General features: G+C 54.0%; 16 protein-coding genes and 1 pseudogene. 11 read left to right on the top strand and 6 right to left on the bottom strand.

Going from position 1 to position 20,515, the window contains the following annotated elements:
* Nucleotides 1-15 precede the first annotated feature (15 nt).
* From A6R74_RS17930 to A6R74_RS17915, 4 genes are all read right to left on the bottom strand, one after another.
* On the bottom strand, nt 16-1,647 hold the full coding sequence (locus tag A6R74_RS17930) for an ABC transporter ATP-binding protein (RefSeq protein WP_064235846.1): 1,632 nt from the start codon (nt 1,645-1,647) through the stop codon (nt 16-18).
* A gap of 27 nt (nt 1,648-1,674) precedes the next feature.
* Nucleotides 1,675-2,508 carry an ABC transporter permease gene (locus A6R74_RS17925; RefSeq protein WP_007111564.1) on the bottom strand — a complete coding sequence of 278 codons (834 nt, stop codon included), beginning with the start codon at nt 2,506-2,508 and terminating at the stop codon, nt 1,675-1,677.
* Nucleotides 2,505-3,485 (bottom strand): ABC transporter permease, encoded by a 981-nt coding sequence (locus tag A6R74_RS17920; RefSeq protein WP_064235845.1) that lies wholly within the window; start codon nt 3,483-3,485, stop codon nt 2,505-2,507. The genes A6R74_RS17925 and A6R74_RS17920 overlap by 4 nt, the downstream gene beginning before the upstream one ends.
* A 107-nt stretch (nt 3,486-3,592) precedes the next feature.
* Nucleotides 3,593-5,149: an ABC transporter substrate-binding protein gene (locus tag A6R74_RS17915; protein WP_007111562.1), complete on the bottom strand. Its 1,557-nt coding sequence runs from the start codon at nt 5,147-5,149 to the stop codon at nt 3,593-3,595.
* Nucleotides 5,150-5,402: 253 nt separating this feature from the next.
* On the opposite strand from A6R74_RS17915, the gene A6R74_RS17910 reads away from it, so the two are divergent.
* Complete coding sequence (locus A6R74_RS17910) at nt 5,403-6,113, top strand: GntR family transcriptional regulator (RefSeq protein ID WP_064235844.1); 711 nt, start codon at nt 5,403-5,405, stop codon at nt 6,111-6,113.
* Nucleotides 6,091-7,113, top strand: coding sequence for a histone deacetylase family protein (locus A6R74_RS17905; protein ID WP_064235843.1), 1,023 nt, complete (start codon nt 6,091-6,093; stop codon nt 7,111-7,113). Before A6R74_RS17910 ends, A6R74_RS17905 begins: the two co-directional genes overlap by 23 nt.
* A 46-nt stretch (nt 7,114-7,159) precedes the next feature.
* Here A6R74_RS17905 and A6R74_RS17900 read toward each other — a convergent pair whose 3' ends face one another.
* Both A6R74_RS17900 and A6R74_RS17895 read right to left on the bottom strand, forming a co-directional pair.
* Nucleotides 7,160-7,852: a Fic family protein gene (locus A6R74_RS17900; protein ID WP_064235842.1), complete on the bottom strand. Its 693-nt coding sequence runs from the start codon at nt 7,850-7,852 to the stop codon at nt 7,160-7,162.
* A complete protein-coding gene (locus tag A6R74_RS17895) occupies nt 7,830-8,162 on the bottom strand; it encodes an antitoxin VbhA family protein (RefSeq protein ID WP_205634219.1) in 333 nt (110 codons plus the stop codon). The genes A6R74_RS17900 and A6R74_RS17895 overlap by 23 nt, the downstream gene beginning before the upstream one ends.
* A gap of 210 nt (nt 8,163-8,372) precedes the next feature.
* Between A6R74_RS17895 and A6R74_RS17890 the strand changes: the two genes are divergently transcribed.
* From A6R74_RS17890 to A6R74_RS17850, 9 genes and pseudogenes are all read left to right on the top strand, one after another.
* On the top strand, nt 8,373-12,038 hold the full coding sequence (locus A6R74_RS17890; protein WP_064235841.1) for an ATP-binding protein: 3,666 nt from the start codon (nt 8,373-8,375) through the stop codon (nt 12,036-12,038).
* Nucleotides 12,035-12,670 (top strand): hypothetical protein, encoded by a 636-nt coding sequence (locus A6R74_RS17885; protein ID WP_064235840.1) that lies wholly within the window; start codon nt 12,035-12,037, stop codon nt 12,668-12,670. The genes A6R74_RS17890 and A6R74_RS17885 overlap by 4 nt, the downstream gene beginning before the upstream one ends.
* Nucleotides 12,667-13,896 (top strand): hypothetical protein, encoded by a 1,230-nt coding sequence (locus A6R74_RS17880; RefSeq protein WP_064235839.1) that lies wholly within the window; start codon nt 12,667-12,669, stop codon nt 13,894-13,896. The genes A6R74_RS17885 and A6R74_RS17880 overlap by 4 nt, the downstream gene beginning before the upstream one ends.
* Complete coding sequence (locus A6R74_RS17875) at nt 13,893-14,762, top strand: DUF7281 domain-containing protein (RefSeq protein ID WP_064235838.1); 870 nt, start codon at nt 13,893-13,895, stop codon at nt 14,760-14,762. The genes A6R74_RS17880 and A6R74_RS17875 overlap by 4 nt, the downstream gene beginning before the upstream one ends.
* 341 nt (nt 14,763-15,103) lie before the next feature.
* Entirely contained in the window at nt 15,104-15,481 is a 378-nt protein-coding gene (locus A6R74_RS17870; protein WP_064235837.1) for a hypothetical protein, read from the top strand.
* 3 nt (nt 15,482-15,484) lie between these two features.
* Nucleotides 15,485-16,666, top strand: a complete 1,182-nt coding sequence (locus A6R74_RS17865; protein ID WP_064235836.1) for a DUF6575 domain-containing protein — start codon at nt 15,485-15,487, stop codon at nt 16,664-16,666.
* A gap of 91 nt (nt 16,667-16,757) precedes the next feature.
* Nucleotides 16,758-18,323: an RNA-directed DNA polymerase gene (locus A6R74_RS17860; protein ID WP_165603398.1), complete on the top strand. Its 1,566-nt coding sequence runs from the start codon at nt 16,758-16,760 to the stop codon at nt 18,321-18,323.
* Nucleotides 18,324-18,631: 308 nt separating this feature from the next.
* Nucleotides 18,632-19,594, top strand: a pseudogene (locus A6R74_RS17855) (ribonuclease Z).
* Nucleotides 19,595-19,804: 210 nt separating this feature from the next.
* Nucleotides 19,805-20,470, top strand: coding sequence for a hypothetical protein (locus tag A6R74_RS17850; protein ID WP_064235834.1), 666 nt, complete (start codon nt 19,805-19,807; stop codon nt 20,468-20,470).
* Nucleotides 20,471-20,515 lie beyond the last annotated feature (45 nt).

Here is a 20,515-nt window from a genome sequence, read left to right as displayed (position 1 = left end):
ACCTGCTTTGCAAACTTATGCAGTTGCCGCCACGGGCGCCTCGCGGCCGGGAATCGCCTTGAGCAAGTCTTGGGTATACGCCTCTTTTGGGGCGAGGAAAATCTGCTCGGCGCTGCCTTGCTCGACAATACGGCCATACTGCATCACCACAATACGGTCGCAAATCTGCGCGGCGACGCGTAGGTCGTGAGTGATAAATAGCAGCGATAGGGAGAGCCGCTGCTTAAGCTCCTCCAGCAGCTCCAATACCTGGGCCTGAATCGATACATCCAAGGCGGATACGGCTTCGTCCGCGACAATCAGCTCGGGATTAAGCGCCAAGGCTCTGGCAATACCAATACGCTGACGCTGGCCACCGGAAAACTCATGCGGGAAGCGCTCCACGGCGCTGGCGCCCAAGCCAACCATATCTAAAAGCTCGCCCGCCTGTTTGAGCGCTGCGGCTTTGGATGTGCCGTTGGCAATCGGCCCCTGGGCAATCGCCATACCCACCTTGGTGCGTGGGTTGAGGGAGGCGTAAGGGTCTTGAAAAATCATCTGCACCCGGTGGCGTTCACGGCGCAGCGCATCGCCTTTAAGCTGAGAAAGGTTGATACCATCCAGCAGCAGCTCGCCGCTGTCCGGGTGTTCTAAGCGCACCACGCAACGGCCGAGCGTCGATTTTCCTGAACCGGATTCGCCCACAATTCCCACGGTTTCGCCGCGGGCGAGGGTGAGCGAGACATCTTCCAGTGCGCGAACCTCGCGGGAGGGTTTAAGCCAGCCGCCACGGGAGCGAAATATTTTATTAAGCTGTTTGATTTCCAGCAGCGGCGCCACCTGGCTGGTCTCGCGGTGAGGCGGCACCGCATTGCTGGGGATGGCGGCAATCAGCGCTTGGGTATAGGCATCTTGAGGGTTTTCAAGCACCGATTTGGCGTCACCCAGTTCGACAATTTTGCCGTGGCGCATCACGCAGACGCGGTTAGCCACTTCAGCCACGACGCCAAAGTCGTGGGTGATAAACATCACTGACATACCGCGCCGTTGTTGTAGGTCGCGAATCAGCTCCAGAATCTGCGCCTGGGTAGTCACATCCAGCGCCGTGGTAGGCTCGTCGGCTATTAGCAGGATAGGCTCCAGCGCCAATGCCATCGCAATCATGACCCGCTGGCGCTGGCCGCCGGAAAGCTCGAAAGGATAGGCGCGAATGGCTTTTTCCGGTTGAGGAATACCTACTTCGATCAGCAGTTCCAGGGCGCGGGCCTGGCGCTCTTTGGCATTGAACTGGCCGTGAGCCTCGAACACTTCGGCAATTTGCGCACCTACCCGCATCAGCGGGTTGAGGGCGGTCATCGGCTCCTGAAATATCATGCCGATTTTGAGCCCGCGTAGGGCGCGGTGCTGCTTCTCGGTCATGGCAAGCAGGTTCTGCCCTTCAAACAGCACCTCGCCCTGGGTGGCGCGCACGCCCTTGGGCAGAAGCCCCATCACGGCGTTGGCAGCCATTGACTTGCCGGAGCCGGACTCGCCCACCACGCACATAATCTCCCCGCGCTTTACGTCGTAGCTGACGTCCTCCACCGCTAGGGCGCGATCCGCCCCTTTGGGGAGCGCAATGTTTAGGTCGCGAATGCTAAGCACGGTTTCTGTTGATGCTTCATTCATAACAAGCTCTCCAGCCATAACAAACGCCTAGCGCTCGCGTGAAAGTTTGGGGTTAAGCGCATCATCTAGTCCTTCACCGACCAGATTTAGAGCCAACACGGTGAGCAGAATCGCCACCCCGGGGAAGAAGCTCAGCCACCACGCCTGACGAATCACCGTGCGCGCCGCGCCAATCATATAACCCCAGGACATCACGTTGGGGTCGCCCAAGCCCAGAAACGACAGCGCCGATTCCAGCAGAATGGCGGTCGCGACCATTAACGAGGCCAGCACGATAATCGGCGACAGGGTATTGGGCAGAATCTGGCGCAGAATAATCGTGGTGTTGGACTGGCCCACCAAGCGCGCGGCTTCGACATATTCACGGTTACGCAGCGACATAAACTCGGCGCGTACCAAGCGAGCTACCGGTGGCCAGCTCACTATCGCAATGGCCAACACAATCGAGCTGATGCTGGGTTGCATAATCGCCACCAGAACGATTGCCAGCGCGAAGTTGGGAATGGTCTGAAAGAACTCGGTAAAGCGCATCAGGAGGTCGTCAATCCACCCGCCGTAGTAACCGGCAATGGCGCCCAGCGGTACGCCAATCAGCAGCGCCACACTGGTGGATACCAGCCCAATCAGCAGCGACACCCAAGCACCGTGCATAAGGCCGGATGCCACGTTGCGGCCCATGGTGTCGGTGCCCAACGGAAAGCCATCCTGTGAAAGCGGCGGTAAGAAAGGCCGCTGCACCATCCTCCAAGGTGATTCAGGAAACAGCAGCGGCGCCAGTATCGCCATGGCGATAATCACCAGCAGAATAATCAGCCCCACCAGGGCGCCACGGTTTTGCGCGAAGCGTGCGAAAAAGCTCATGCGGCCCCCTTCTTGATGCGTGGATCAGCCAGGCTGTAGACCAAGTCGGTAATGATGTTAAAGACGATAACCAGCGCCGCCGAGAAGAAGAAAATTCCCAGCAGCAGGTTATAGTCGCGCTGCTCAAGGGCTTCAAACATCAACCGCCCGATGCCGGGCCAGGCAAACACGGTTTCGGTCAGGATCGCCCCGCCGACCATCTGCCCCGCCTGTAGGCCAGCAAGAGTAATAATGGGTAGAAGTGCGTTACGCAGCACATGGCGGCGCTGAATAATGCTGGGTTTCAAACCTTTGGCGCGGGCGGTTTTAACGTAATCCTGCTGTGCGGCGTCGAGCATGGAGGTGCGCGTCATGCGGGTGTAAATCGCCATAAAGAACAGCGCCAAGGTGGTTGCCGGTAGCACTAAGTGCTTGGCAATATCGAGCACCAGCGCAAACCCTGTATGGCCTGCACCCACGGTGTAAAGGCCGTAGGCGGGCAGCCAGCCGAGATATACCGAAAACACCACTACCGACATCAGCGCGACCCAGAACAGCGGCGTAGCGTAGAACACCAGCGCTAGCGCCATAATCAGCGAGCCGGAGGGTTTCTTGACCCGCGCCGCGGCCATAGAACCCGCCACAATGCCCAGTACCAGCGAAAGCACAAAGGCGGTGCCGGTGAGCAGCAGGGTGGCGGGTAGACGCGCCATAATCAGATCAAATACTGGTACGCCCAAGCGATAGGAGTAGCCGAAATCGAGCATCGCAATGCCCGACACATAGCGCCACAGCTGCACGTACATCGGCTGATCAAGGCCGAAGCGCTCGCGCAGCTGATTAAGAAATTCCTGGTCAGCGGCGCCCGCTTGTCCCGCCAGAATGGCGGCCGGATCGCCGGGGGCCAATTGAATCAGCAGGAAATTAAAAATAACGATTAAAAACAGCACAATCACGGCTTTAAACAGCCGCATAAGTATTAGGCGAGCGTAGACCATAGACACCTTCCTGACGGGCACTTTCCTGACAGATACTTTCCTGACGGATACCTTCATGACATGGCTAAAACACCCAGGCAGCTCGCGCTACCTGGGTATACTTGGGTTTAGCGGTCTAGCCAAGCATCCTTAAAGCCGTCGTTAACACCCACGCCGGAGGTGACCAGGTTCTGCACATCACAGCGGTAAAGGGTCGGGAAGCCAAGCTCCATTAGCCAGCCAACGGGCACATCTTCGTGCAGGATTTCTTGCACTTCGCGGTAAAGCTTTTCGCGCTCTGCGTCGGGGAAGGCGGTCGCTGCTTCGTTAAACAGCTCGTCAACGCGCTCGTTTTCGTATCCTTCCACGTTATTCCAGGGCGAGCCCTTGGCAATGTTGTCGGAAAGGTAAGTGCGTGAAATACCCAGAGCCGGGTCGCCGTACTGGAACAGGTAGGTAAAGGCGAGATCGTAGTCCCAGTCACCCAGGCGCTGGTTCCAGCCGCCCACATCGGTGGCTTGAGTGCTGACGTTAATGCCTACTTCACGTAGGTTTTGCTGCACGGCTTCGGCCCAGCGCGTCCAGGTTTCGCCATAGGGCAGCGGTAGAATGGTGATCTCTTCTCCGTCGTAGCCCATCTCTTCGAGTAGCTCCCGGGCACGATCCGGGTTGTGGTCGTAGGGTTCCAGGTCATCGTTTTGGAAACGGGCATTAGAGCCAAACGCAGAGAGCGGCACGTTGCCCAGGCCATTCCACAGCACATCTTTGGCAAACTCGCGATCCATGGCGTACATCACTGCCTGGCGGAAGCGTTTGTCGGCGGTGGGGCCTTCGCGGTTATTCATCCACAGCATGGCGAAGGGGCTGAAGTACTCGTGGCCTTCTTCGGTCATGCAGACGTTATCCATCGCTGCTAAGCGGGGAATGTCGAAGTTCTCGACGGTGCCGCTGGGCAGCACATCAATGGTTTCATTTTCGAACGAGACTGCGCGGGAAGCGCCGTCAGGAATGATGTGCCAGTTAACGCCGTCGAGGTAGGGCAGGCCCTCTTCGTAGTAATCGTCGTTTTTAACCAGCTCGATAACGGTACCGCGCTCCCAGTTGGCAAACTTAAACGGGCCGGTGCCAATCGGGTGGTCATTGTGCTCGTTATCGCGGAAATCAGTGCCTGCGTATAAGTGCTCGGGCACCATGGTGAAGGTGCCCGCTTCAAAAGAGAGCAGGAACGGGCCGAAAGGCTGAGTGAGGGTAAACACCACGGTGTGGTCATCGGTGGCTTCAATGCTTTCTACATGTTGCAGGACCGCCCTGGCGCTAGGATTCAGCTCGCGATGAAACACATCCGCAGAGAACACCACGTCGTCGGCGGTGAAAGGTTCGCCGTCGTGCCAAGTCACGCCCTCACGCAGGTGGAAGGTGTAGGTGCGGCCATCCTCACTGACGTCCCAGGATTCCGCTAGCTGAGGCATGGGTTCAAGATCGGTGGTGTAGCGCAGTAGGCCTTCGTAGATATTACCTGCCACGGTACGGGTAGGCGCGTTTTGAACCATGCCCAGCACCAGGCCGGGGGGCTCGGGCTGGATAATGGTATTAACCGTTCCTCCCGACTTGGGGTCATCGGCCAGAGCGGCGGTGGCAAAAGCAAGTGCTGCAGCGGAAATAGCCAAAGCTAAAGGTGTCTTCATGTTTCCTGCTCCTCGTTTATTAGGATAAAGCCTTGCACGTAATAAATTTACGCAGTCGTTAGGCGAGCGAGGCATGGCGTGTCAGGCCCTGTTGTGATGATTGTTGGGGGCCTTTAGAAGCTAGCACTTAAAAGCCAGCTCTTAAAAAAATAGCAGCATGCGGTAAAACTGTCGACAGTCGGCAATCGTTCGTCGACAAGTAAGCATTTTTCGTCATACTGGAAAGAACATGTCATACCCATGAGTGAATGCGATGGCCTTACCAACGGCAGCTCCCAGGGCCTTTATCCAGCAGCAAAACCTGGTCGAGCAAGTGGCTGACTATTTGACCCAAGCGATTATTCAGCAACACTTTTTACCCGGTGAGCGGCTCTCTGAAGTGCAACTTTCCCGAGACTTGGGCGTGAGCCGCGCGCCGGTGCGTGAGGCCGCGCGTTTGCTTGAAAGCCGCGGCTTATTAATTTCAAAACCTCGCCGGGGCTTCTTTGTTCGCGCGTTGAATGCCGTTGAACTCGAAGATGTCTTTGATTTGCGGCTGTGCCTTGAGCGCCATGCCATCCACCGTTTGGTGGAGCGCTATACGCCTGAGGCTAAGCGCGCGCTGGAGCAGCAGGTGGATGTGCTGTGTGAAGCAGCAGAAGGCAACGATGGCACTCGCCGTATTGAGGAAGATCTTCAATTTCACCGCTTGCTGCTGCATTACGCAGGCAATGAGCGGTTGCTGCGCGCCTTTGATGACCTGACTCACGAGCTGCGCCTGTGCATCACCCTAATTACCAAAACCCATGAAGCCCCCGACACTATTGCGACCAGCCACTTCAAATTGCTCGACGCGCTAGATAGCGGCAGCCCTGACGCCTGCCATGAGGCGATCGACTACCACATCGGTGTTGCTCGTAAATTTGTGGTCAAGGGCGTGGGCGAAACCGGAGATCATAGCGATGAAGACATTCTTCCAAGCTGATCAATTGCTTCATCGGCCGCAAACCTACTTCTCCCGTGGCAAAATGCGCACGCCCCAGGAAGTGCCTGAACGCGCCACGCAACTGCTGGCGGCGGCTAAGCGGCTTGGCTTTGATATTCAAGCCCCCAACGATTATGGCGCAGCGCCGCTAAGGGCGGTGCATTCATTGCCCTACCTGCGCTTTCTCCAAAGTGCCCATCAGCGTTGGCATACCCTTGACGAAGACTGGGGTGAAGAAGTCATCTCTAACATCTTCGTGCGCTCGCCCAACGCCCTGCGCGGCATCTTGGCGGAAGCCGCCCGCTACCTGGCCGACGGCAGCGCGCCAGTAGGTGAGCATACCTGGCAGTCGGCTTACTGGTCAGCGCAAAGCGCGGTTGCTGGCGCCGAAGCGTTGCTGGCCGGTGAGCGGTTTGCCTATGCGTTATCACGCCCGCCGGGCCACCACGCGGGGATCGACTCCGCCGGTGGGTTCTGTTTTCTTAACAATGCCGCCATTGCCGCGCAGCACCTGAAAACCCGCTATCCGCGCATCGTCGTGCTCGACCCCGATATGCACCATGGCCAGGGCATTCAGGAGATTTTCTACCAGCGCGACGATGTGCTGTATATCTCGATCCACGGCGACACCACCAACTTCTACCCGGTGGTGAGCGGCTTTGAAGACGAGCGCGGGCAGGGCGCGGGCTTGGGCTATAACATCAACCTGCCCATGCCTCACGGATCAGAAGAGTCAGTGTTTTTCGACCGCCTGGAGCAAGCCTGCCAAGCCATTCGCCTGTTCGAGCCGGACGCCCTTGTGCTGGCGCTGGGGTTTGATATCTACGAACTCGACCCCCAATCGAAAGTCGCTGTTTCAACAGCAGGATTTGGTGAGTTGGGCCGCCGGGTAGCGAACCTGAACGTGCCTACGCTGGTGGTGCAGGAAGGCGGGTACTACTTAGAAGGGCTGGAGGCCAATGCGGTGAGTTTTTTTGAGGGGTTGCTGGGTAGAGTGTAATGGAATCAGAATTATTGATTAGCCACTGGGGGAAACAGCGAGAGTGCTATAAAAGTCGAACAGCATCGCGCAATAAGTCAGGCAAATCACGGTTGCCACCAAGTTGATCGACACTCAGCATCACGTCCCGCTTAGTGGCAAGGTTCTGGATATTTGGTAGAGCAAGTTGGTTCACGCTGAGGTCACGGGCAATATAAAGTACATCACGCCCAACGGAAGAGCTGCCAAACTGCCCCCAATCCAGAATGTATCCCGATGCTTCGGCAAGTTGGCGAGTGAACTCGCGCAGCGTGCGACTGTTCCCGTCAGCGAAAGGATGGATATAATCGACTTCGACATAGAGCCTACCAATGGCCTGAGTAAACTGGTTCGTCTCTAAACTGGATAACTCGGTTAGGTTCGCGCCTTCAAGCACTTCGTTGAGTCGCACTTGCGCTGCTTTGTCCATTGATGAATAAGCCACATTAGACGTTATTCCAATGCTTTCAAGGTGACGGCTCTTAATCCAGTCTTTCCCAGGCGCGACAGTTGGCCGAAACACGCCTGGCATGGCATCAACGAAACCCAGGCTGGGTAGATCTTGAAAAATTCGCCGGTTAATTTCTTTCAAGTGAGCCGCATCGAAGTTGCCAACCACAGGGTTAAGGCGTAGCGCAACGATCCTTTGCCATGTGTAAGTTGCTTCAAGCGCTTGCAGCTGTTCCGAGGTAAGTGGCTTACCGCTTTTGTAAGGATTCATTGCGTATTTTTATAAACTCATCCAGCTCGATTTCTCCGTTAATAAACCGCTGTGCATGCCGTTCATCAGCCTCGCTGAGTTTCAAACCCTCCAAGCCGACTGAGGCTCGGCCATAGTTCACCGCCTCCTCCCGGCGCTTACGCTCGGCAGGGCTAATAGTCGACGTGCGCGCGCGCGCTTGCTCGACGTAGTCCCGCATCAGTTCACGTAAAACCTGAGCAGCTGGACGGTGTTCACTCTCTGCTGCATCACGAAAGCTGGTTCGCAGATCAGGCTCAACTCGGAATGTCATTGTGGTCTCTTTGCTCATTGCTTTAACTCCAAAGCATAAGACTTAATGATAATCTAGATGTAATGACATTGTAATGCCAAAATATTTAGAAGTTGAGTGAGCGTGCGAAACTCAGACCAACTAGCGCCGCCAGAAAATGCTGCTTTGGCTTGTATCTGGTAAGAGTGGCAAAATGGCTGCTTTCAGCGATCAGCATAACGATCCGGTTAGCAAACGAAAGGACACGGCATGGCCCACCTGCTACGCATCGTGATGATTCACGGCCACCTGGAAGGGGTGGTGGAACTGAGTGTGGATGGCCACACCAATATTTGCGGCACCAACGCCTCCGGTAAAACCACGCTACAGCGGCTGGTGCCGGTGTTTTATGGCGAGCTACCCAATAAGGTCGTGCCCAAGACCCGCATGAAGTTTGATGCGTTCTACCTGCCCAACCGCAACAGCTACCTGGTGTACGAATACCGCCGCGAAGCGGGTAACATCTGCCAGGCGGTGCTGACCCGTAAAGCCGAAGGCGGGGTGGAGTACCGCTTTGTGGGCGGGCCTTACCAGCCGGAAGATTACCTGGTAGAGAGTGAGGCGGGCGTGGCCGCGCTGGACTACACCCAGTGGGCCAGCGGCCTGCGCCGCAGCGGCACGCCGGTGTCGCCCAAACTGGGGGCTACCTCTGAATTCCGCTCGGTGATCCAGAACGATTTTACCCAGTTGCACGGCAATAGCCGCGACGGCCTTAAGCTGCGCCAGATCGCGGCCCAGTTCAGCCTGGTGAAGCCTGAGCGGCGTATCCGCCATATCGAAAAGCTGGTCTCGGCGGTGCATGCCAAAGAGGGCAAGATGGACACCCTCAAAACCATGCTGGCGGCGATTTTCGAAGAGGATGGCGTAGAGCTGCCGGTGACGCGGATTCGCAACACCAAGGCGCGGGAGTGGATTGCCCAGATGCGCCAGTCCATGCGTCTGGAACCGCTGCAGGCATCGCTGGCTCGGCTTGGCGGAATCGACCGTGAACTGGCTGATCTTGATGCCACACTCTGGCAACTCAAGCCCCAGCTCGAAGACGACCGCCAGCGGGCCGAGCGCCACATGGCCGATCTGGATGCCGAGCTTGCCCGCCACCAGCGCGAATTCCAGCAGCGGGAGAGCGACCACGCCGAAGCACGGGACGCGCTGAACGACCGCCACAGCGAAGTGGTCAGCGATTTACAGCAGACCCAGCGCCGCCTCAATGATCTGCAAAGCCAATACGAGCGCTACGCGGAGGCGGATATGCCCGCCCTGGAGCGGGATATCAATGCGCTGCCCCAGTGGCGCGAACAGCGCGATCAACTGCAAAAGCACCTGAACGTGATGCAGGACGCAGTAAAGGAGAGTCAGGCACGACTCGACGGTCGCCTACGCGAATTGTCTGAAGCGCTGGCCCGCCAGACCGGCGAAGCCCAGGAGCTGATCGACGCCCTGGTCGAAGAGAAAGCCCTGCGCCGGGAGCAGCAGTGGGAAGCCGAACAGCAGTTAAATGAGCGCTACCAGCAGGAGCGCCAACGCCTCGAAGGCGAGTATCAGGCCCAACTGGAGCTAGGTGTCGAGCAGCTTGCCGAGCTCAAAGCGCAGCTCTCACTCTCCACCCAAACCGCCGAAGAAGCCAACGAGGCGGAACTCGCCCAGGCGCGCCTGGATCAAGCCCAGCAGGAGCGCAACGCCTCGGCCGCCACCCTAGACGGCTTACGCCGGGAGTTTGAGAGCTGCCGCCGTGCCCGAAACGACGCCGAGCAGCAACTGGTGCAGCTTCGCCAGCAGCTTGAGCGCGCCGAGCAGCGCTGTTACGCGCTCTATCAGCAGCGCGACCCGGAGCAGGGCAGCCTGCGCCACTTCCTGCGCTACCACCGCCCTGGCTGGGAGCAGCAGCTAGGCAAGGTGATTGCCCCGGAGCTGCTGGAGCGCCGCGATCTCGCTCCGCAGCTGGCCGAAGGCGCCAGCGATGATCTGTTCGGGCTGGCGCTGGATCTCTCCGCCATCGCCCTGCCGGATTACGCCCAGGACGAAGCCACCCTGCTGGCCGCCATCGAAGAGGCAGATAGCGCCAAGCGACGCGTGCAGTCAGAGTGCCAGGCCGCCGAAAAAGCGCTTAAACAGCACAACGAGCGCGTACAGCAGGCCGATGAAGCCCAGGATCAGGGCCGTATGGCCCATAAGCGCGCCGAGCAGGAAGTCGAGTTTGCTACCGAGGCGCGCCGCCAGCAGCAGGAGCGCCACACAAAACGCCAGCAGGAGCGCCGCGCCGCCCATCAGGCCGCGTTAGCCAGCCAGGAGCAGGCACAAAAAGAGCTGCGCGAAGAGAAGCAGCAGGCCTTAGCCGCGCTTAGCGAGACCCATCAAAGCCAACTGCTAGAGCTAAAAGCCGACGGCCAGAGCCAAGTCGATAGCCTGGACGCCCAGCTGCGTCAGTATAAACAGCAGCTAAGCGACGCCAACGCCGAACACCAGCGTCAGCGGGAAGAGCTGGAAGAAGCCTTTAGCCAGGAACTGGCCGAGCAGGGCGTCGACCCCGCCAAGCTTAAAGATACCAAGGTGCGCCTGGCCAGCCAGGACGAACGCATCCGCGTCACCGCCGCCCGCCAGGATGAGCTCACCGAGTACACCCGCTTTATGCGCGTGGAGTGGGGTCAGCAGAAACCGCAGTTGGTCGCCCAAGAGGCCGAGCTGGAGCAGGCTGAACAGAAGCTGCAGCGCGATAAAGAGCATCTGAAAAACGACTTCCAGGCGGCGCGCAAAGCTCACCAAAGCACGGTCAGCACGTTAAAAACCCAGCGGGAGAGCGAATACGCCTGCCTGGAAGCCTTGAAGCCGCTGCTCACCCAGCTGGAAGCCTTGGCCATCGAACCCGACGGCCAAGCCCCCAGCGCGCCCCTGGGTGATGTGGACGAGCGCATTGAGCGCGCCCGCCAAGCCTTGGGCAATCGCCACCAGCAGATCGAACAGCTACGCCGTGGCTGCCTGGAGGTGGAGAGCCAACTGATCAAGGACGCCAGCAGCGGCTTCGCCGAAGCGCTGGAGAGCGAACGCAGCAAGCTGCAAAGCGACAACCCCCGCCTACAGCTGCCGCTACTGCGCGACATGCTCAAACTGCTCGAAGACCAACAGCAACAGCTGATTCAGGAAGGCCGCAACCTTAGCGACGACCTGGATAAATTCTTTACCGTGTTCCGCGATCTGAACCGCCGCATCAGCGCCCAGAGCCGTCGGCTTTCGGAAGAAGTCGCCGACGACCTGCGCCTGGAAGGCATCAGCAAGGCCGAAGTGCGTATCCAGTCCACCATCGATGAACTGGGCTTCTGGGAGCCGCTGAAGCTGTTCGCCCAGCGCTATAAAGAGTGGCGGGAATCGGGCCAGACGCTGCCCAGCGATGACTACCTCAACACCCTGGCGGACGTGGTCGATTTGCTGCGCAGCGATCAGCAGTACAGCTTCGAAAGCCTGCTGCGTCTGGAGCTGCACCTCAACGAAGGCGGCACCGATCTGGTGATCAAAAACGACCGCCAGCTGCTGGAATCCTCCAGCCACGGCATGGCCTACCTGATTCTGTGCAAGTTCCTGCTCGCCTTTACCCGCCTGCTGCGCGGCGATGCGGAAATCGCCATCCACTGGCCCATCGATGAGATCGGCACCCTGGCGTACCACAACGTCGAAAAACTGTTCGACGCCTGCGACAGCAACCGCATTCATATCGTCGGCGCGTTTCCCAACCCCGAGTCCGATGTACTGCTGCTGTTCGCCAACCGCTACCTGATCGACCGCGATGAGGCCAACCCCAATAAGCGGGTGTTAAAACGCATCGAGCCACGGCTAAGCCGCCTGGCCGAACGGCTCCAGGAACGTCAGCAGGAGGTGACAGCATGATCGAACATGGCCCACTGCTTGAGCGCCTGCTGGCGGGGGAGTTTATCTGCCCGATCAGCGATGAGAGCGGCTACCGCCATCTCAGCGATGAAGAGACCCGCGAGTCGATTGACGCCTATCTGCGCCCCCTCAATCGCCGCCTGGCCAGCAACGAAGACGGCAGCGTCTACTTTCTGGCCTGGCGTCAGCTTAACGACAGCGCCCGGGATCAGCTCTCGCGCCAGCTGGGCGATACGCTCAACAGCCTGCTGCCGCTGCTGGAGTGGCTGCAACTGGTTCAAGAAGCGTTAGGCCGCGACACCCTGGCCGCCCCCGGCGATGTGCTCAAACCGGCGGAATTCAGCGCCAAGTGTGAAGATAACCAGAGCCTGCGCGAACGCCTGGAGCGCCTGGCCACCGACAGCTTTTTCGGCTCGCAAAGTGACCAATTAGATGCCCAGGTAAAGCAGGTCTTCAAGCGCCTGAAAGAGCACGGCTACCTGCTCCAGCCCCACTCAGAGCGGCAGGTGTTTGTGGTCACCGGCAAGATCGACTACCTGGTGGACTTGGTGCGCTTTATCCGCGATGAAGAGAACCTGCCCATCGAGGCCGACAAAGAGGAGGGCTCCGGCGCCCAGGAGGCCCTTCTGTGAATGAGCTGGAAAGCCGCCTACTCAAAACCGGCAGCGAACGGTTGGCGCTGCTGGGTAAACATTCTGAAGCGCTGATGCAGGCCTACACCCGCGATGAAGCGCCGCTGGAATCACTCAGCGATAGCGCGCTACGTAAGCTGCTGGCGGCGCGCATTCTATGGCGCCCGGACGAGCAAAGCGGCGTCAAGCTGGCACCCAAGGTGCGCGAACTGATCGCCGAAATGCTCGCCGACGAGACCCGCCGCCATGTGAACGCCGATGTCGCGGAAACCCTGGAGCTGATTCGTGCCCTGGTGCACAGCTACCGGGAAGCGCGCAGCCGCGGCGAACACTGGCGGCTAGAGCAGCAGCTGATGCGCCTGCGCCAGGAAGTCGATGACCTGAACGGGCGCTTCGCCGATGCCATTGATAGCCTATGGCAGCGGCTCAATAGCGATTTCGGTTTTGTCAGCCAGCTCAACGACAAAATCCGCGAAAACGACCGCGCCCAAAAGCAGATCGCCCGACTGCTGGACGGCCTGGCGCTGATTGACTTCGACGAACTGATCGAGCTAGTGGGCAGCGACGGCAGCCTGCGCAAGCTATTGATCAGCCAGCTTCAACAGCAGTTAAGTAACCACTACACCGGCCTGCGCGAAGTGCAGCGGCGCTTGATCGAACTGATGGCGCGCTTTCGCAAGCAGCAGGCGCGCAGCCGCCTGATGAGCGGCATGGCCGCCTTTATGCGCGAGCACCCTGGCTTTGTGCCCGGCAACTACGCCCGTCGCAGCGAGGTGCCCACGCTGGTCAATCAAGCCGCCCCGCTAAGCGCCGCCGCCGCCCCAGCGCTGGATCGCAACCTTGATAGCCAAGTGCTCGCCGAGCTGCTCCACCAGCTACCCCAGCCGCGCCACACCACCCAAACGGTGGAAGCCGCAGCGCCAGCCCAGGCCCAAGAAAGCAGCATGGCCGCCGCCCGCCAGCAGGCGCTTAAGCAGGATGTGGAACACTTCTATTTAAGCGTGATCGATCAGCCCCAAGCAGAGCCGGTCAGCGCCCTTGAGTACCTGCACGAAAGTCCGCTGGAGTGGCCGGATGAGATATGGCTGTTCCAGGTGATCGCCGAATACCAGGGCCTGCCGCGCAGCGATCAGAAGGCGTTTCGACTCAAACAGCAGGAGAGCCAGGCGAGTACCTTCAACCACCTGCGCCTAATCCACGACGTTGAGCTGCAGTTGGCCGTATGAACCTACCCGGTCGCGCCCGCAATGGGCTCAACGGCGTCGCCCGCGAACTCCTCCGCCAGCCCGCAGTGGAAAAGCCCCGCCGCCAGTGGGTAGACGATGTAGTGGCCTGGTGCCATCAGCACGACATTGACCTAGCCACGCGCATCAACGGCAAAACGCTACGCTTTGACGCTGCTCTGCTGGCGCAAATTGATGACGTACTCGACAGCGCCCGAATAGCCCCGCTAGGCCGCTCCCTCAGCGGCCTAACCAGCAGCGCTCAGGCGAAAGAGGGCGTGGAAGAAGATAAAGCAACCCGCGAAAGCCCCCGCGCCCGGCGGGTACTCGTCAGTTTTCCGCAGCAGCCAATAGCCGGGCTCGCCAGCGAGCCGCGCACGATTCGCGATATAGATGTACAGGCGCTAAAACTGAGCGCGTTTAGCGCCTTGGTGCAGGTCGAAAACCTGGACAGCTTCTATGAGTTTTCGCCGGATGTTCCTGCGCTAAGCGGCTACGCAAACCCACTAGTCGTATACCGAGGCGACAGCCACTACGGCGGCGGCTTTGCCTTGCTGGCGGATGCTTGGCATAAAACCCGACGGCCGCATATTTATGCCGGTGATTTCGATGTTAATGGCGTCACACTAGCGCTGGATAGCAATGCCACCCACTTGCTCCTGCCCGGCATCGAATGGCTGACCCAAAACGCCACGCCGTTGCATGTGCCCGCTGAGCAGTTTCCTTTCCAGCGTAGGCTACGTAAGCACCTTGCTGCGCTGCCATTTGCTCATCCATTGCGTGAGTACCTGGCACTGTTGCTGGAAAAGCAGCGGGGGCTCAAGCAGCAGTGGTTTGGCGGGGAGATGGTTTGTGTAGTGCTTAGTTAGAAGCCGCAAGCCCATCAAATAGGCGGTAAATCTTTCGCCCTCAAAGCGGTTATACCAGGCGCTACCTTCAGTAGCGAAAATATGCAAAATCTTCGTTAAGTAACTGATTTTATAAAAAATTAATGTTTTTGTGAGCCGTTTTGTTTGGCAGAACTAAACGAATCGATCCACGACTTTCGATTATATTTCCAATATTTTCTTTGCCTCGCAGCGAACCAATGGGATAGAGTCGATTCAGATGATTACATGACCACAATGAATGCGCTGATACCTTTATTAAGGTTATGCAGCTTACCGTATAATCACTGTTAAGCGCTTTAATAAAGATTGGAGTAAGATTAATGGATTGGAAATTTTCTCTTCCAACTCAATGCCCACCAAAAGAAGCTAGAAATGATGACATTGAACTATATAGGCTAATCAAAAATTCTCCACCTAACCCTGAGGATTTTGTACCACTAGCTTATGAGTTAAAGACTCCACATCAGCAGTTTGAAGATGAATTCATGAAGTGTTGCTCCCATGGGCTGTCGGTTTTCAAGAGTATAGATGGAGCAATTAAATGGAGAAGAAAATATAAAAAGAAATTTAAAAATCATAAGATATCAAAAGGTATGGTAACTCGTGGGGATGGAATGATTCTTGAAACATTTAAAAATCCTCACGTAACATGGTGGGTTTCTACAGACCAGCCTGAAAGAGAGTTTGTTGAGGTATAGAGCATGTCGCAGCATAGCCATTTGAACATTGAGATTAAGAAGCTCAAGCCATGGGAGGTGTTTGATTTTTTTGAAGGCCCAAGGTTTTACAGCTGTAAAAATCAAACGGGCCAGATTTATCTTGTTCATTGGGTTGACGAAATAAATGATTGTGATGTTTGGCTGTACTCAAAAGTAAGCTTTGAAAAATACTGTGCCCTTAAAAATAAGAAAATCGACATTCGTTCATGCTTTGAGAATCCAGAGGAAGGGTTTTCATATCTAGTTTCTGTCGCATCATGCAATGAGTTCAATATTAACCTGATTAAACCAGAAGAGTATGACTCAGAATGGTTGCCTGATGATGGTGAGTTCTTAGACTACGATTCTCCATCAACGTCTCTTCCTACTAAAATCGTTGATGTACAAGAGGCTGCAGTGGCTAATTCAAGACAAGTTTTGGATTTGGCATTTAGTAAAAAGCACCAAACATATGAAATTGCATCTGAAACGTTAGGTAAAATTCTTACCACAGTACAAAGCTTTATATATTCATCCGCTTGCTCCAATGATTTAGATGTTCGGAGGGTTCCAGAATATATCAAAGATGAAAATATGCTGATGGTGTCTGGACTTTTTGCAAGTTCTTTTGGCGTTAGGCTTCAAAGTAAAAATAGTGATTTATTTTCCGGTTCGAACCAAAGTAATAATCTACAACGTTTCATGGAGCTGCTTGCTACTACAGAAGAAAGTGATCAAGTACTGAAAGAAGTTAAAAACTATAATTTACTGTCACGAGCTAGATATAAGGCTGTACTTCAAGAGTTAGTTACAGCTGAGCTCTCAGTGAAAGCCGAATGGTCTGACCCGTATGGTAATTCTAAAATTTCAAGAATCTCCTTTCACCAAATAAAAGAATCATTGAGGAAACTCGAAGAAGGTGAGTCGAGTAATACTCAAATAGTGGAATATAAAGATATAAAGCTTGTGGGCGTAGATATTGAAAATGACTTCTTCGCAGTCGTAAAAAATGATGGTGAGTTGTTGAAAGGAAAGCTCGATAAATCGCTGGAATCTTATCAATTTAATGTTCCGAGCATAATTAACGTAAAAATAGAAGAAACATGCAAAATTAATCCAGTAACAGATAAAGAAAAATGGTCTTATAAGCTCATCGAAATCAATTCGTCGGCACTTAGCAAGTAAGCTTTGGTGACACCTTTATCTCAAATGATTTGGATGATGTTTATTTGAATAGTTTTCATTTTTTTGTGTGCTTAAAAAAGGAGTAATGGTTTTGAAGCAAAAAGACTTTCTCTCTAAAGGTTTTCTGCCAAAAGAATTTCCCGGATTATTTGATTCGTCTGATCTTTCAAAAACACTCAGTTATCATGATGACGTGTTAAAGTCTGAACCAAAAGTAAGTAGGCCAACTAAAACTAGTATACCTAAATTTTCAGGCTTTAGACGAAGCATTACTGTTCCGAATCCAAAACATTATTCGATGTTGGTGAAGTTTTTGGTTAAGCATTCTCGTGATATTGAAAGATTTTATGATGTTAGTAAGATATCTATGAGTAAGGCTATTTACAAGAGTGATAGCAGCAGAGCAATAGCTAATGAATATAACTTTGAACAAGTTATGCAAGAAAAACTTGCGAAAGGTTTTTCGTCTCGTTTCCTGTTAACAGCAGATGTATCAAAGTTTTATAATACTATATATACGCACAGTATTCCTTGGGCTATACATACAAAAGATGTATCGAAAAGAGACAGAACAGATAATTTATGGGGGAATGAATTAGACCGACTAGTTAGGAATATGCAGGATGGACAAACATTAGGCATTCCTATTGGCCCTGATGCTTCAAGAGTGATTTCGGAGTTAATAGGTGTAGCACTTGATCGCTCAATTCAAAACTCTGAACCTAGTCTTAATGGTATTCGGTTTATTGATGATTTTTTCTTCTTTGCAGATACTGCATCAGAAGCAGAAAATTTAGATTTAAAAATTAATCGAGCTCTTGGTGAATTTGAATTAACCACCAACGAAAATAAATCTAGTATCGAGACCATGCCGGTTCCTATCGAGAGTCTTCAACAACAAACTATTAGACATTACAAAATTAGGAAAAATCCACCGGAGCAAAGGCTAGATATCATACATCTCTACAATATTGCAATTGATGTCCATAAAAATAATCCGCAAGAAAGTTCTTTTCATTATTTTTTAACAAAAGTTATGCCTGTCAAAATACATGAAACTAATTGGAGAATATTGGAATCAATATTATTGCAGATAAGTATCTGTGAGCCTAAGTCTATTACTGTAGTATCTAAAATACTCATATCTTATAAATCTTATGGTTATCCACTAGATCTTTTAAATATAAAAACTGCTTTTTTGAAAGTGGCAAAAAAAGGGGTTGATAATAATTTTGGGTATGAGGTTTGTTGGTCATTTTGGGTGTTAACCCAATTGGATATTGCAATTAATGAAGAAATAGCTGGTCTGGCAGACGTAAATGATTCTATGGCAATATTATCGATTCTGACAGCTAGGGAGAAAGGTTTTTATACAGGGCGATTAGATACTAACCATTGGGATACGATTATCACTAATGATGGATTGTATGACTCTAGTTGGATGCTTTGTTATGAGGCAGAAAAGAGAGGTTGGCTTACAAACCAAAATGGTATTGATGCAATTGATAATGATCAATATTTCAAAAAGCTTAAAAGTTCTGATGTCTCATTTTTAAATATGGATAGCACAATAAATCCAATGGATGAGGATGATTTGCATGATGAAACGGAATTTGATACTGAAATAGATATCTTCGATTTAATTTATGGTAATTGAATATAATTAGCTCCATAGTGCGAATTTTCAAGCGCATATTCGTTTTTAGGCTAATTGGTGTTAAATGCTTATGATTGTCCATTTAATTCGTACGCAGTATTGTCAACTAATTAGCACAGCTTTATGAGCTGTATGTGCTAATTTTTAACCACAAGTGGCGTCAGAAAAGAGTTATGGATATAGGTAGTCTTTAAGCTCTTAAATGTACGTCTAATCTTCATTGTGAAAATATTACCCCTTAACTTTGGCTAGCGGGCAGTCCTTTTGCTTTACTCTAAAGCGAGTACAAATGAGAGCATGGAAGCGCTATGAATTTACTGTTCCTAGGAACATCCGCCGGAGTACCCACCAAAACAAGAAACGTCTCCGGCATCGCTTTGCGAGAGAGCAAGGGTAAGGGCTGGTACCTGATCGATTGTGGTGAGGGCACCCAGCATCAGGTCTTGCACACGAAGCTGTCGTTCCATTCATTGAAAGCCATCTTGATCACCCACGTGCACGGCGATCACTGCTATGGGCTGCCGGGCATACTGGCGAGTGCGGGAATGGGTGGCCGGAAAGCGCCGCTTACCATTGTGGCGCCTGCCGGTATCAAGGCATGGCTGGAGGCTACCTGTGAGGCCACGCAGTTAGTCTTGCCCTTCGCCCTGGAGTTTATCGCCTCGGACGACCTGCCAAGCGTTGAGTTTGAGAGCATCGCGGTAACCACATTCAGGCTTTCACACCGGGCGCCGTGCTATGCCTATGGATTTGCGGAGCGAAAGGTCGACGCTGATTTGAACATCGAAAAGCTGACCCAAAAGGGCATTCCGAGAGGGCCGTTGTGGGGGCAGTTAAAGCAAGGGTTTGATGTTGAGTACGCGGGTGAGCAGCTAAAAAGCCATGACTACTTAATCTTCAAGAACAAGCCCAGAAAAATAGTGATCGCCGGGGACAATGACCAGCCTGACTTGTTAATGGATGCCTGCGCAGGGGCACAGGTGCTGGTGCATTAAGCCACCTACACCGAAGAGATGGCCGAGAAGGCCGGTGACGTTGGGCATAGCTACGCCAAACTTGTCGCCGAATTTGCCGAATCGGTACAGCTCTCCAACTTGGTGCTGACGCACTTTAGTCCCCGTTATCAGCTCAACCCCCATGCAACGCCTTCCATCGAAGATATTCGCAAAGAGGCTCAGAGTGCCTATTCGGGCTCGCTTTATTTGGCGCGGGATTTTTGTGAATACAGTTTGGATAAAGCGGGCCACTTTTCTGAAGTGGCGCGCGAGTAGCTTTTTCGTGTGTCGTCCTATGTGACTGCCTAACGCTACTGGTTGGAAAGCGGCGGACGCTAAAGCAGCCGTGGTTGGGTGTGTAGATGGAGTGCTTTGCGTTAGCGTGAAGGGGTAGGCGGTAAATCAGGCGGATACATGAGTTTGGATTAAGCTGGAAAAACTAGTTTTGCTTAACGATGCGTTTTGAAAGTTCAAGGAAACGATGACATGAGTCCCGAAATAACAATGATCGTACTGCTCGCGGCCATCTTTAACGCCAGCTGGAACGCCATCGTTAAAATGAGTGGTGACAGGATCGCCGTCATGGCGGTAATCACTTTATTAGGCAGTCTCGTTTCTGCGTTAGCCTTGCCTTTCGTAGCGCTCCCTGATCCGGCTAGCTGGCCACTTTTGGGTCTGGCCATCCTGATTCATACCACCTATCACTTTTGCCTGCCCATGGCTTATCAGCATGGCGATTTCGGTCAGGTCTATCCCATCGCACGTGGGTCGGCGCCGTTACTCGTAACCCTTGGCGCTGCCGCATTCGCTGGCGAAATGTTGGGGGTTTTACCGCTACTCGGTGTGCTGTTTCTTGACGTTGGCGTGATGTCGCTTTCATTCGATGCCAGCACCGGTATCACCAGGAATCCCCGCGCTATTTCCCTTGCTCTTGGTACGGGCGCCCTGATTGCCTGCTACACGTTGGTGGGTGGCCTGGGTGCACGGCAAGCGGGCTCGGTACTCGGTTTTGCAGTCTTGTTGACGCTCGGCAACGGTTTGCTGACGTTTGCAGTTGCGTTGACATGGAAAGCAAAGGAAATAAAGAAAGTGATAAGCAGCAACTTGGCACCCGCAATTGCTGGTGGTGGCATGCAGGTCGGAGCGTATTAGATCGTTATCTGGGCCATGGCCTATGCCCCACTGGGTATGGTCTCG

Origin of the sequence: Halomonas sp. ALS9, from assembly GCF_001651035.1 — a bacterium.
In the GTDB taxonomy this organism is placed as follows: Bacteria; Pseudomonadota; Gammaproteobacteria; order Pseudomonadales; family Halomonadaceae; genus Vreelandella.
The sequence above is the reverse complement of the archived record's forward strand: the minus strand, read 5'-3'. Positions and strand labels throughout refer to the sequence as shown.

Excerpts from the sequence above, each read along its gene's own strand:
- A6R74_RS17930 (WP_064235846.1), bottom strand. The coding sequence starts at position 1,647 with ATGAATGAAGCATCAACAGAAACCGTGCTTAGCATTCGCGACCTAAAC.
- A6R74_RS17925 (WP_007111564.1), bottom strand. The coding sequence starts at position 2,508 with ATGAGCTTTTTCGCACGCTTCGCGCAAAACCGTGGCGCCCTGGTGGGG.
- A6R74_RS17920 (WP_064235845.1), bottom strand. The coding sequence starts at position 3,485 with ATGGTCTACGCTCGCCTAATACTTATGCGGCTGTTTAAAGCCGTGATT.
- A6R74_RS17915 (WP_007111562.1), bottom strand. The coding sequence starts at position 5,149 with ATGAAGACACCTTTAGCTTTGGCTATTTCCGCTGCAGCACTTGCTTTT.
- A6R74_RS17910 (WP_064235844.1), top strand. The coding sequence starts at position 5,403 with ATGGCCTTACCAACGGCAGCTCCCAGGGCCTTTATCCAGCAGCAAAAC.
- A6R74_RS17905 (WP_064235843.1), top strand. The coding sequence starts at position 6,091 with ATGAAGACATTCTTCCAAGCTGATCAATTGCTTCATCGGCCGCAAACC.
- A6R74_RS17900 (WP_064235842.1), bottom strand. The coding sequence starts at position 7,852 with ATGAATCCTTACAAAAGCGGTAAGCCACTTACCTCGGAACAGCTGCAA.
- A6R74_RS17895 (WP_205634219.1), bottom strand. The coding sequence starts at position 8,162 with ATGAGCAAAGAGACCACAATGACATTCCGAGTTGAGCCTGATCTGCGA.
- A6R74_RS17890 (WP_064235841.1), top strand. The coding sequence starts at position 8,373 with ATGGCCCACCTGCTACGCATCGTGATGATTCACGGCCACCTGGAAGGG.
- A6R74_RS17885 (WP_064235840.1), top strand. The coding sequence starts at position 12,035 with ATGATCGAACATGGCCCACTGCTTGAGCGCCTGCTGGCGGGGGAGTTT.
- A6R74_RS17875 (WP_064235838.1), top strand. The coding sequence starts at position 13,893 with ATGAACCTACCCGGTCGCGCCCGCAATGGGCTCAACGGCGTCGCCCGC.
- A6R74_RS17870 (WP_064235837.1), top strand. The coding sequence starts at position 15,104 with ATGGATTGGAAATTTTCTCTTCCAACTCAATGCCCACCAAAAGAAGCT.
- A6R74_RS17865 (WP_064235836.1), top strand. The coding sequence starts at position 15,485 with ATGTCGCAGCATAGCCATTTGAACATTGAGATTAAGAAGCTCAAGCCA.
- A6R74_RS17850 (WP_064235834.1), top strand. The coding sequence starts at position 19,805 with ATGAGTCCCGAAATAACAATGATCGTACTGCTCGCGGCCATCTTTAAC.